General features: G+C 55.0%; 10 protein-coding genes. 5 read left to right on the top strand and 5 right to left on the bottom strand.

Going from position 1 to position 12,801, the window contains the following annotated elements; translation table 11 throughout:
• Nucleotides 1–45 precede the first annotated feature (45 nt).
• The 5 genes from AAEZ03_RS15170 to AAEZ03_RS15150 form a co-directional block, all read right to left on the bottom strand.
• Nucleotides 46–1,503 (bottom strand): hypothetical protein, encoded by a 1,458-nt coding sequence (locus tag AAEZ03_RS15170; protein ID WP_350579679.1) that lies wholly within the window; start codon nucleotides 1,501–1,503, stop codon nucleotides 46–48.
• An 82-nt stretch (nucleotides 1,504–1,585) separates the two neighbouring features.
• Nucleotides 1,586–3,775 carry an autotransporter outer membrane beta-barrel domain-containing protein gene (locus AAEZ03_RS15165; protein ID WP_262125531.1) on the bottom strand — a complete coding sequence of 730 codons (2,190 nt, stop codon included), beginning with the start codon at nucleotides 3,773–3,775 and terminating at the stop codon, nucleotides 1,586–1,588.
• A 193-nt stretch (nucleotides 3,776–3,968) separates the two neighbouring features.
• Nucleotides 3,969–5,930, bottom strand: a complete 1,962-nt coding sequence (locus AAEZ03_RS15160; protein ID WP_350579676.1) for a hypothetical protein — start codon at nucleotides 5,928–5,930, stop codon at nucleotides 3,969–3,971.
• A 361-nt stretch (nucleotides 5,931–6,291) separates the two neighbouring features.
• The gene (locus AAEZ03_RS15155; RefSeq protein ID WP_350579673.1) at nucleotides 6,292–7,440 is read right to left on the bottom strand and encodes a patatin-like phospholipase family protein; all 1,149 of its coding nucleotides are present in this window, start codon (nucleotides 7,438–7,440) and stop codon (nucleotides 6,292–6,294) included.
• A 24-nt stretch (nucleotides 7,441–7,464) separates the two neighbouring features.
• Complete coding sequence (locus AAEZ03_RS15150; RefSeq protein WP_350579672.1) at nucleotides 7,465–8,400, bottom strand: lipid A biosynthesis lauroyl acyltransferase; 936 nt, start codon at nucleotides 8,398–8,400, stop codon at nucleotides 7,465–7,467.
• A 120-nt stretch (nucleotides 8,401–8,520) separates the two neighbouring features.
• Between AAEZ03_RS15150 and minC the strand changes: the two genes are divergently transcribed.
• The 5 genes from minC (at nucleotide 8,521) to AAEZ03_RS15125 (ending at nucleotide 12,730) form a co-directional block, all read left to right on the top strand.
• Entirely contained in the window at nucleotides 8,521–9,264 is a 744-nt protein-coding gene (minC, locus tag AAEZ03_RS15145; RefSeq protein WP_350579669.1) for a septum site-determining protein MinC, read from the top strand.
• Nucleotides 9,265–9,465: 201 nt separating this feature from the next.
• Nucleotides 9,466–10,278 carry a septum site-determining protein MinD gene (gene minD, locus AAEZ03_RS15140; RefSeq protein ID WP_262125522.1) on the top strand — a complete coding sequence of 271 codons (813 nt, stop codon included), beginning with the start codon at nucleotides 9,466–9,468 and terminating at the stop codon, nucleotides 10,276–10,278.
• A 3-nt stretch (nucleotides 10,279–10,281) separates the two neighbouring features.
• Nucleotides 10,282–10,536, top strand: a complete 255-nt coding sequence (minE, locus tag AAEZ03_RS15135) for a cell division topological specificity factor MinE (RefSeq protein ID WP_019410761.1) — start codon at nucleotides 10,282–10,284, stop codon at nucleotides 10,534–10,536.
• 91 nt (nucleotides 10,537–10,627) lie between these two features.
• Nucleotides 10,628–11,263: an RluA family pseudouridine synthase gene (locus AAEZ03_RS15130; protein WP_048368603.1), complete on the top strand. Its 636-nt coding sequence runs from the start codon at nucleotides 10,628–10,630 to the stop codon at nucleotides 11,261–11,263.
• A 177-nt stretch (nucleotides 11,264–11,440) separates the two neighbouring features.
• Complete coding sequence (locus tag AAEZ03_RS15125; RefSeq protein WP_153334569.1) at nucleotides 11,441–12,730, top strand: M18 family aminopeptidase; 1,290 nt, start codon at nucleotides 11,441–11,443, stop codon at nucleotides 12,728–12,730.
• Nucleotides 12,731–12,801 lie beyond the last annotated feature (71 nt).

Below are 12,801 nucleotides of genomic sequence, written 5' to 3'. Positions count from 1 at the left end.
ATCGGCCCGACAGATCAGCCCTGCCGGGCAAAACGGGCTCATTACCTAGGCAATGATTTTCAACGCTTCGGTTTTAAACGCAAGGTACTGCTTGCCTTCGTCAAAACTGATGCTGGCATGCAGCGTCATAATGGCGTTTATGGGCAGAGAATCAACATAGCTTTTGGGCAAAAATGTCTCGAACGTGCCATCAGCCCCTTGCGCCACGGCGTCCAGAAAATAGGATTCAAGGCCTGAAGTAACCGCCCATACCTTAATCAGTTGGTTCGGGGCCTGGTACGCCCATTTCCTGATTTCCAGGTTTGCGCCTGCTGAAGGGACGTCTTTTTTGGCCAGGGTCGCCGGCGAACCGACTTGTGCTTGCCTGCAATGGATACTGCCAAGCACGCCTGCCGCAAAAGCATTAATGGTCAATGTATAAACCTGTGAGGGGTAAGCATCCTGGCCGGCCCAATAACGCACCTCTACCGCATTACCAAGCCCACTCACAGGAATGTTTGCCGCGACCACAGAGGCAGGGATGGCGAACTCAAGCTCTACTGCCGTGGTGGGTTTCACGCCGCTCACAGAGCCAGGCCCTGGCGCACCGATAAAGTCCACCAGCACCTCCTCGCCAGGGTCAACCTCTGTCATCGCCACCACAACGGTCACGCCATCAGTCCCCTGAAAAGGCGCAAGCACACCACGCTCATTACTGCTCGAGGCCTCTATGACGGTTGGGTACTTGCGCGGGGTGGGTGGGCGAATATTGACGTTTAACGGCTGCGGGTTGGCCAACACATCATCGCCATTGCCTGCACGGTCACGCACTCGGTACGAGGCGTAGAAGTCACCATTAGCCCTGCGCAGCAAATCGCCGGGGTATGCCACCTGCAGCGGCACGCTCAGGTCTGCCAGCACCAGCGTCTTGGTAGCGACAACTTGCTGACCGCTGGGCGACGTATCCCAGTACCAGGTAATGACATCCCCCACCTTTTTTTCAGTGTAGTCAGGCAGCGTGGCTACAACTTGATTATTGTTGGCTGGGTCATCCAGATAAGCAGCAGTTATGTTATTGGGAGGACTTATTTTTAAGGAAAACTTCAACGTACTATCGAGGGTATTCAAACGGGGGGCCACCCGGTCAACAGTGACATCGATGGCCAAGGAGTCTACATAGTCTTGGGCATTCCATGTTTTAACCCGATACATCAGCGTGTGTTGCCCATGAGTGAGGTCGGCCAGAGGTATGAACAATGTTCGCTGCTCATCCGTCCCAGCATAATCAATAGACAAGTCATCCACGACGGAGCCGCCCCAGACCAACTCAACATGATCAAACAGGCCCGCCGTCGGCGAACCGTTAGGCCACTGCGGCACCAACACGCGAACAGGCGAAGACAATGCGCTCAGAGGTAAAAGATTGACTTGCCCACCTTCGACATCGGGAAGCAAATCCAGAACCTTGGCTGCATCTGGAGGAACGTGCACAGGTAAATGTTTAGGGTAATTAATTCTGGACATGATCTGCTCTCACTATGCAGCCAATACGCCTCGTAATTAAAGTGGCACGGCGGTGTCAAGCCACTTTAACGTCATCGACTATTTACCAAGAATAACGAATGCCCACATTCGCCCCCCAGGGCTGTTCAATTTTGTCACCGTTACTGTAATCGAAGTCAGCATGCAGGCTCAGGCGATCCGAAACGGACATAGCGACACCTGCACCCAACTCTCCACGAGAACCGGAAAGATCGTTATTGAACACTTCAGCATTGACTTTCACTTCGTTATTCTTGGCAAACTCACGCGCATAGGCAACTCGTACATAAGGCTGAATAACGTTGCCGTTACTCATCTCAAAATTTCGCCCTGCGGTCACCCCAAGCTTGCCCAGTAACGAACGCGTACGATCACCATCCGCGGCCATACCGTTATCCAGTTCATAACGTTTACCCTGAATAACTACACCTGATAGTTGAGTGTAGGGTTCAATAAAATAGTCATTGCCTAATTTAATATGACGGCCAACTTCCACAGAAGCACCGACACTGCTGTTGTCATAATCGCCTTTTGCACGCTCACCATCACTCATGCTGACGGAGGATTGATTTTGAAAACGGTTGAATTTGAGCACGCCATCAAAGTAGTAACCGCTTTCGTCAATCCACGTGGTATAGGCGCCTACGTAGTAACTGTTGACCGTGCCTGATGTGCCCTGCGCCAGGTCAAGATCAGATTTGCTATAACCCCCCATCAGGCCAGCCAACCAGCGCCCATCACCGATGGGTAAAGGCGCATCAGCACCAAACGAAATCCCCTGCTGGTTTTGCGTGTAGGCCAACCCGGAACTCTCGGAAACATCAAACTTGTTACCGTAAGCACGCATCCAAAGCCCGGTACTGCCCTGGTCCAGGCGAATTTCGCCCATGCGGCTACGCAAACTGGTCAACTCGCCATACCAAACAGTAGGGGCAGTATTAAATAAGGCCAACACTGAGCGCGTACCCGGGCTGATGGTACCGGTCGATCCCAGATACCAATCATTGCCGTCCTGGACAAGGTCGTATGAATAAGTACCCAGATCAACACGGCCGTTAGCCAGCGAAAACTGTGCATCGCCGCTGCCGATATGCACCACATGCAATTTGGTATCAGACAATGGGTCTTGACCACTACTGCCCACCAGTAAGCTATGGGAGCCGCTGGCCTGGCCTGTCACCTCCAAGAAGTCGGTTTTGCCTTGGGCAAAATCGGCGTCCATTACAAACGTACCGTTACCTTTAAGGTTCGCGACTGACAGAGTAAAGAACTCATCACCCTTACCAAACTTGACGGAACCGCCATCCATCGACAATTCCCCCACTTGCCCCACACTGTCCCCGACCATAATCCACTGGCCTTGGCTATTGAGCGCCAAGCTGGATACGTTCTGCAGATTACCCGTCAACGTCGCAGTATTTTCGAGCGTAATATTCGCCGTGCTACCGGCTTCAACCACGACATCACCCTTTAGCTGGCTATTGTTGGCCGTCATATTGGCGGTCGCGCCGTTGCCGACTTCCAGCACATTGCCATTTCCCCCAGTCAAGGTGGAACCATTACTCACCAGGATTTCAACTGAAGCAGGTGTTGCACCGAAATCATCAACCCTTATAGCCGAACCGTGCAGGCCCTCAACTTGAGTATTACTAAGGGTTAATCCCGAGCCTTCTGCAATTAAAACCAGTACGCCATGATTGCCGCCAGTAATACTGCTGTCGATTGCAGTAGCTTGCCCACCAGCCATTTGAAGGCCAAACCCCTTGGCATCTGTCGCCGTCACTGCCGTGCGGTTCAACATCACTGAACTCAAGCCGCCGACAATCACTCCCTGCAAACCACCCGTGATTGCACTGTCATTGACCGTGGCCTTCGAACCTATTCCCGTCCCCACATTTTGTGTAACAACCAGCCCAGAGGATGCACTCGTGATTGTACTGCTCGACAAGGTGGCTTCACTGTCACGTAAATAGATACCGGCTTCATTCCCTTGAGCATTGACTGCTGACCCTGACATAAAAAGTTTTGAACTTGCGTTCAGGTTTAACTCATACGTGCTCGCACCGGTTGCGGTCAGGCTTGCATCGTTCGACAGGCGATAAAAATCTGCCGCAGTGCTCGCATCAATCTTTCTGTCTGCACCTACGATAATGCCTGCCACCACTTGAGGGGCACATAGCAGCAGTGGCACTACGCCGACAATACTTAGAGAGATCGGGCTAACTTTAAAAAGTTTGAAAAAATCATTTTTCATTTACGGATACCGTCGGCACATTATTTAAAAAAAACGAAGACGACATAATCGTTTAATTCGTTTGAATTCTAGAAAAGCGCGAGATGGTATATAGCCATGTTTTAAATTGATGTAGGCTTTTTCCTAAAAAAAGCAGGAAAAAACCTACACAGACACCAATCGTGCTATTTACCTGACAGCCTGTGGTCTTTAATCATGGTGCGGGAGGAATTTCGCAACTGCCCCCACCTGCACCCGCCCCCATCGCAACCATGGTTTTGGCTTGAGGAGACGGCGTAGCATTACCATGAATGGTTATGCGGTAAAGAAATTGACCAAAACCGAACTGATGATCAGACCCACCATACGTCGGCAGTAGATACTCGGTATACGGAACAAACCACATGATCCCGTTTTCTTTTTCTTGTTCGGACACTTTATGCGTCGCCTCCCAGTACGTATCTTCTATGGGACTCCATTCATCATCGTAGCTTCGCCAGAACAGTTCAATAGTCTCGTCAGGGACCAAGTATTGTGACTTGGGTATCAATACTTCGATGCCATACACACCGCCTTTTTCGACAAGTGAGTTACAGTTCAGCAACGTATCCATGTACCGCCTTTGGAACACGGCTTCGGGTAGTTCAATGGCCACCACTTGCACATTAACATCCGTCGGCAATGACAATTGAGGATTCTTGAGACCTGCGCGAGTCACAGTATAAAAAGTTGGCAACTGCAAATTGATAGGGTTGACTGCTATGTCCGCCCACGGCACCTCAAGCTCAATAACTTGATTAGGTGATTCCGAACCATCTACGGTATACGGTGCAGAGCTTAAAACGTTGCCATCCCAATACACAGTCAATGTGTCACCCACAGCCGGGTTGTCATATAACCGTATTTTTGCTGTTGCCGGGAGATTTTCATCTGCGAGCACCAATATATTTGGCGTTGTCGAACTGCCCCAAATTTCAACTTCGCCCAAGTCTTTGTTGACCGGATCAGGCTCATCTGGATTAGGTGGCCCGGCGAACTCAAAGTTGGTCTGTACCGTAATGTCATTGGAAGGCGTAGGCGTGACGCCACGCAACACTTGGTATTTAACGGTTACCGGTTGGTCGCCGCCATCAACAAAATCATACAGCGCCTTCATTTTCAGCCAAGGCACAGATACAGCAAGCGGGAAGGGTAACAATTGTTCAATCGAAATCCGATCGGTCAGTACGCCCTCCCAATCAATGACGATACCGTCTTCAGGCAAATAATCTGTAATCGAATCAATCAGTACCTTCACCTGTTCAAAAGCATCGTTGCGGTCAATACCGTCATCGGCCTGTGGAATCCTTGGGTCCGCCAAGGCAGAGGGCAACGTACCTAAAGCGACCGCTACCTGCGCGGGCAGCGTCAAAATGCTCTTGTTGCCGGCCTTATCAATCAACACACACATTACAAAATGCAAATCCGACCCCAGCGGCGTTATTTTATCGGCAGGGATTAAAATCTTGCGATCAGGCGGTAACGGTCCTAAAAAAGCCAAGTCAGTGTCAGCCGGGATCTCTGGAACAACCTTATCAAGCCAGGCAACGGCCACCAGCACATCTTCTTTATGGCGCTCTGTGAAGTCAGGAATGACGCAAAACACGCCACCATTGGCCGCCAACGAAGCATCAGTCACTAATGCATCGACCTCGATAATCGGGTTTGCATCAACAAATTGAGGGGGCTGCCTATCAATAAAAAAAGGCGTATCAAACGAATTCTTACTGCCACTCCCAGTCCAGTGATCCACTACATATCGAATAGAAAATGCGCCACTCCTGTTCTCAAAAAAGTGACTGTCAAGTTTAATATTTAATGGAAAATCTTCATCGGGCACAGAGGCAGGAACGTCTTGACTCTTAAGATTAACCCAAGCTGCCTCACCTTCTGGCAACCACTCAAGGTGAAGCTTATTCAAAAATGGATCACTAGGCGCGCGATCAGTCCAAATAGGAACTTTAATATCCAGATCCGTATACGAGTCTTTTAATAAAATCAGCCCCTCCGCATCACCTGGAATGACCTGATCAATAGTGGGTATGTCTAATTCATTAATAACCGGACCGCTCTCCCCCACCGACCGAACCACTGCAGATGACTTTTTCAATGCCCGGCCTTTTTTAAAAAACGACATATTCTGCGCTCCATCTCATTGATAAAAATACAAATAAAACAGCTATTTACTATTTGCATCATGATGGAGTCGCCAAAATCAATTAGGCATGTATCGACTCTCACCACCTGACAGCATTAAGTTATTCAACACTTTTCCTGACATTCTGGATACTGTCAGAGTTGACAGGTGGCTATGTATACAGCCCCCTCGCTAAATATGTTTTAAATCAGTCGTTTCGCGTGACAACTCGCTTCAATAATGCGAACTTCCGAGAAATTTCCGTTCGCTGGCGCCAACACTATTCGGGGGGTAATTTCTGCGAGTGAGGTGGGGATTGGCATGCACCGCGTTTCCAAAGGGCATCTAGGCTCGTCAACTGCTACGTAATACCCAAGAACCCCATCAACGCCGCACGCTGGGCCAATGCATCCTTGCGCCCCAATTCAATCAACTCGCTGCAATAGCCCGCCTCGAACAACAAATAACTCAACACACCCGCGCCGCTGGTTTTGGTTGCCCCCGGCCCGCGTAAAAACAGGCGCAGCGCGGCGGGCAGTTCGTGGCGGTGGCGGGCGGCGATTTCGTCAATGGGCTGGCTGGGGGCGATGACCAACACGTCAACCGGCGCCAAACCGAGGTTGTCGGGCTGCCCTTGCAGCAACCGGCTGAAGTGGTTCAGGCGCTCCAGCAGTTCGATATCGCTCTCAAGGCTGTCAATAAAGGTGCTGTTGAGCATGTGCCCGCCAATTTGCGCCAAGGTGGGTTGCTGCGCGTTGTACTGGCGCGCTTGCCCGCCCTGGCGGTCCGGCCCGCGCGGGTTGCCGCTGACCCCGACAACCAACACGCGATTGGCGCCCAAATGCAACGCCGGGCTGATGGGTGCAGACTGGCGCACGGCGCCATCGCCAAAATACTCTTCACCGATTTTGACCGGGGCAAACAACAGCGGGATGGCCGAGCTGGCCAGCAAATGCTCGACGGTCAACGCCGTCGGCAGACCAATGCGACGATGACGCAACCAGCCTTCGATGGCACCTTCACTTTGATAAAACGTCACGGCCTGGCCCGATGAGTAGCCAAAAGCCGTGAGCGCTACAGCCCGTAAGTGCTGCGCAGCAATGGCCTGATCGATACCGGCAAAGTTGATTTTGTCGTTTAGTAATTCGCGTAACGGCGAACTGTTGAGCAGCGCCACCGGCACGTGGCTGCCAAGGCCCAACAAGCTGTGGCCCAGAAAGCGGCTGGCCTGGTGAATCACCCCCGGCCAATCACTGCGCAACACACGGTGGCTTTCAAAGTTTTGCCAAAAGGCCGTCAAGTGCTCGACGGCCTGGGTGAAGTTCATTGCGCCACTGGCCAGACTGACCGCGTTGATCGCTCCAGCCGAAGTGCCGACAATCACCGGGAACGGGTTGGGCGCCCCCGCAGGTAACAACTCGGCAATGGCCGCCAGTACCCCCACTTGATACGCCGCCCGGGCACCGCCCCCCGACAGAATCAACCCGGTTACCGACGCTCGGCCGTTCATACCCCGGCGCCCTTGCAGCGCGGGTTACTTGCGGCGTTTGTCGTACAGCTTTGGCTCGCCCGGTGGCCGGGTTTTGAAGCGGCGGTGTGCCCACAAGTACTGCTCTGGACATTCGCGTATCGCACGCTCGACCCATTGATTGATACGCAGGCAGTCGGCCTCATCGCTTTCTCCGGGAAAGTCGTTCAAAGGCGGATGAATCACCAACTTATAACCACTGCCATCCGCCAGTCGTTGTTGAGTAAAGGGTACAACCAGCGCTTTGCCCAGCTTGGCGAATTTGCTGGTGGCGGTCACCGTGGCGGCCTCGATGCCGAACAATGGCACGAAAATGCTTTGCTTGGCGCCGTAGTCCTGGTCGGGTGCGTACCAGATCGCTCGCCCGGCGCGCAGCAACTTGAGCATGCCGCGCACGTCATCGCGTTCCACCGCCAGCGAGTCCAGGTTGTGGCGCTCGCGGCCACGGCGCTGGATAAAGTCGAACAACGGGTTTTTGTGTTCGCGGTACATGCCGTCAATGGTGTGCTGCTGCCCGAGTAAGGCGGCGCCAATTTCCAGGGTGGTGAAGTGGAACGCCATCAAGATGACGCCCTTGCCTTCACGCTGGGCCTGCTGCAAGTGCTCCAGCCCTTCGACATGCGCCAACTTGGCCAGGCGCGGCTTGGCCCACCACCAGCTCATGGCCATTTCAAAAAAGGCGATGCCGGTTGAGGCGAAGTTTTCCTTGAGCAGGCGCTCGCGCTCAGCGGCATTTTTTTCGGGAAAGCACAGTTCAAGGTTGCGCGCAGCAATGCGCCGGCGCTCACCGGCCACCCGGAACATGCAAGCCCCCAGAAAACGACCAATGCCCAACTGCACCTTATAAGGCAGTTGCACCACCAGCCACAGCACGCCCAGCCCTGACCACAGCAGCCAAAAACGCGGATGAAAAAAAGCAGCTCGAAAACGCGGGCGATCCATTAATGATTCCGGACAGACACAAGGGCCGGGCATTCTACATCGTTAGACCCGGCTTGCGGCTCGCGGGCGTTCTCGTTATAAGTCTCTGCACTTTAAGTGACAAGCCGCATTAAGCCGACCATGAGCCAAACCGAATCGCAAGACCAAGCCCCCGTGTTTCAGCTTAAGGGCAGTATGCTCGCCATTACGGTGCTGGAACTGGCCCAAAACAACCTTGAAGCCCTTGATCGCCAACTGGCCGCCAAAGTTGCCCAGGCGCCGAATTTTTTCAGTAACACCCCGCTGGTGCTGGCTCTCGACAAGCTGCCCGTCGGTGCCGGAGCCGTCGACTTGCCCGGGCTGATGCGCGTGTGTCGCCAACATGGCCTGCGCACCCTGGCCATTCGCGCCAATCGCATCGAAGACATCGCCGCGGCCATCGCCATCGACCTGCCAGTCTTGCCGCCGTCCGGTGCACGCGAGCGGCCGATTGAGCCCCCGGTTGAAGTAGTCATCGCGCCGAAAAAGCCCGAGAAACCGCCCGAGCCGGCCATCAAGCCGACCCGCATCATCACCACGCCAGTACGTGGTGGCCAAACGGTATACGCCGAGGGTTGTGACCTGGTGGTCATCGCCTCGGTCAGCCCCGGTGCGGAACTTATGGCCGATGGCAACATCCATGTGTACGGCCCCATGCGTGGCCGAGCGCTTGCCGGGCACAAAGGCAACACCCGAGCGCGAATTTTTTGCCAGCAACTGAGCGCCGAACTGGTGTCCATTGCCGGAATGTACAAAGTGTCCGAAGACCTGCGGCGCGATCCTTTGTGGGGCGCCGGGGTTCAAATCAGTCTGTCAAGTGACATGTTGAACATCACCCGTCTTTAACGGATACTCACGCCATTTTCCAACCATCTCAATTACGTAGAGAAAACAGACTAGTCTTTGTAGGAAGTCAGCAATCAGCCAGTGTTTATGCTGTGTAAGCCTGGCTTGGGGGATGTCCACCAAGACTGTTCACCTGTTGTCGTTTATTTAGAGATGTTATTCAGGGACTAAAAAGTCCTTTTTCCTTAGGGGTGAAGCACCTTGGCCAAGATTCTAGTGGTTACATCCGGCAAGGGTGGTGTGGGTAAGACCACCACCAGCGCCGCTATCGGTACGGGCCTGGCACTGCGCGGGCACAAAACCGTCATCGTCGATTTCGACGTTGGCCTGCGTAACCTCGACCTGATCATGGGTTGCGAGCGTCGCGTGGTATATGACTTCGTTAACGTGGTTAACGGCGAAGCCAACCTGCAGCAGGCGCTGATCAAAGACAAACGTCTGGAAAACCTGTACGTGCTGGCTGCCAGCCAGACCCGTGACAAAGACGCCCTGACCAAAGAAGGCGTCGAAAAAGTTCTGATGGAACTTAAAGAGACCTTCGAATACGTGGTCTGCGACTCTCCGGCGGGCATCGAGACCGGCGCCCACCTGGCCATGTACTTCGCGGATGAAGCGATTGTCGTGACCAACCCGGAAGTGTCTTCGGTGCGTGACTCGGACCGCATGCTGGGCCTGCTGGCCAGCAAATCGCGCCGCGCCGAGCTGGGCGAAGACCCGATCAAGGAACACCTGCTGCTGACCCGCTACAACCCGGATCGCGTCAGCAAGGGTGAAATGCTCGGCGTTGAAGACGTCAAGGAAATCCTCGCAGTTGCACTGCTGGGTGTGATCCCGGAATCCCAGGCGGTGCTCAAGGCATCAAACCAGGGCGTGCCGGTGATCCTTGATGACCAAAGTGACGCCGGTCAGGCCTACAGCGATGCGGTTGATCGCTTGCTGGGCAAAACCGTGGAGCATCGGTTCCTCGATGTACAGAAGAAGGGATTCTTCGAGCGCCTGTTTGGAGGCAACTAAACAATGAACATTTTTGACTTCTTTCGTACCCGCAAAACGCCAACCACCGCGTCGGTCGCGAAAGAGCGTCTACAGATCATCGTGGCGCACGAACGCGGCCAACGCAGCACCCCGGACTACCTGCCAGCCCTGCAAAAAGAGCTGGTCGAGGTGATCCGCAAATACGTCAACATCGGCGATGATCAAGTACAGATCGCCCTTGAAAACGAGGGTAGCTGCTCGATTCTGGAACTCAACATCACCCTGCCAGATCGTTAATCGATCCGGCTGATACCACGGCGGCTTGGAGGTTTCTCTGCACAGGGGGGATCTCCAAGCCGCCGTTGGCGTTTGTTAAGAGGCTGTTTTAATGCCGTTGTCGAATATTCACATCATCCATCAGGACGCAGGCGTTCTGGTGGTCAACAAGCCGACCTTGCTGCTGTCGGTGCCGGGCCGCGCCGAAGACAACAAAGACTGCCTGATCACCCGCCTGCAAGAAAACGGCTACCCCGAAGCCCGCATCGTGCACCGCCTGGACTGGGAAACCTCGGGAATCATCCTGCTGGCCCGCGATGCCGACACGCACCGCGAGTTGTCGCGCCAGTTTCACGACCGCGAAACAGAAAAGGCCTACACCGCGCTGGCTTGGGGCCAACCGGAGCTGGACAGTGGCAGCATCGACCTGCCCCTGCGTTACGACCCGCCGACCAAGCCACGCCACGTGGTCGACCACGAATTTGGCAAGAACGCGCTGACCTTCTGGAAAGTCCTGGAGCGTTGCGGCGATTACTGTCGGGTTGAACTGACGCCGATTACCGGGCGTTCGCATCAGTTGCGCGTGCACATGTTGTCCATTGGCCACCCGCTGCTGGGCGATGGCCTGTACGCGCACCCGCAGGCATTGGCGGCCTATCCGCGCTTGTGCCTGCATGCCAGCATGCTCAGCTTCACCCACCCGCAGACCGGCGAACGCCTGCGCTTCGAGTGCCCCGCCCCGTTTTAACAGCGCCCTTGTAGCCGCTGCCGAAGCATGAGGCTGCGATGGGTTGCGCAGCGACCCCAGACGGCGGTCCTGCGGCCCGCATCGCAGCCTCGTACCTCGTCAGCGGCTACAAGAATTGAGGGATCAAATTTTGTAGTCAATGCGCTAAACTCGCGGCCTTGCTGTCTGGAGTAACTTATGCGCGAAGAGTTGAACCAAGGCCTGATCGACTTTCTCAAGGCCTCCCCTACCCCGTTCCATGCCACCGCCAGCCTTGTTCAACGCCTGGAAGCCGCCGGTTACCAGCGCCTCGACGAGCGCGACACCTGGTACACCGAAGCCAACGGCCGCTATTACGTCACCCGTAATGACTCCTCCATCGTCGCCTTCAAGCTGGGCCGTCACTCGCCCCTGCAAGGCGGCATCCGCATGGTCGGCGCTCACACAGACAGCCCCTGCCTGCGGGTCAAGCCTCAGCCCGAGCTGCAACGCCAGGGTTTTTGGCAGTTGGGCGTGGAAGTCTACGGCGGCGCCTTGCTGGCCCCCTGGTTTGACCGCGACCTGTCGCTGGCCGGGCGCGTGACGTTCCGCCGCGACGGCAAGGTCGAGAGCCAGTTGATCGACTTCCGCGCGCCGATTGCGACCATCCCCAACCTGGCGATTCACCTCAATCGCACGGCCAACGAAGGCTGGGCGATTAACCCGCAAACCGAACTGCCACCGATTCTGGCGCAGGTTGCAGGCGATGAGCGCGTGGATTTCCGCGCCCTGCTCACCGACCAACTGGCCCGCGAACACGGCCTGAACGCCGACGTGGTGCTCGACTATGAGCTGAGTTTCTACGACACCCAAAGCGCTGCAGTGATCGGCCTCAACGGTGATTTTATTGCCGGTGCGCGTCTGGACAACCTGCTGTCGTGCTACGCCGGCCTGCAAGCGCTGTTGAACACCGACACCGACGAAACCTGCCTGTTCGTGGCCAATGACCATGAAGAAGTCGGCTCGTGTTCGGCGTGCGGCGCGGACGGCCCGATGCTGGAACAGATCCTCCAGCGCGTACTGCCTGAAGGCGACGAGTTTGTGCGCACCATTCAGAAGTCGCTGCTGGTCTCGGCCGACAACGCCCACGGCGTGCACCCCAACTACGCCGACAAGCACGACGCCAACCACGGCCCCAAACTCAATGCCGGGCCGGTGATCAAGGTCAACAGCAACCAGCGTTACGCCACCAACAGTGAAACCGCGGGGTTCTTCCGTCATCTGTGCATGGCGGTTGAAGTGCCGGTGCAAAGTTTTGTGGTGCGCAGCGACATGGGTTGTGGCTCAACCATCGGCCCGATCACCGCCAGCCACCTGGGTGTGCGCACGGTAGACATCGGCTTGCCGACCTTCGCCATGCACTCCATCCGTGAACTGGCCGGTAGCCACGACCTGGCGCATCTGGTCAAAGTATTGAGCGCGTTCTACGCCAGCAACGAACTCCCGTAAAACACCCAACCTGTGCTGGAGCGAGCTTGCCTCGCGATCTTTTGATCTTAAAAAAGATCGCGAGGCAAGCT

The organism is Pseudomonas sp. HY2-MNA-CIBAN-0224, from assembly GCF_040310285.1.
GTDB lineage: Bacteria > Pseudomonadota > Gammaproteobacteria > Pseudomonadales > Pseudomonadaceae > Aquipseudomonas > Aquipseudomonas helleri.
Note: the sequence above shows the minus strand (reverse complement) of the source record. Positions and strands in the feature narration are given on the sequence as shown.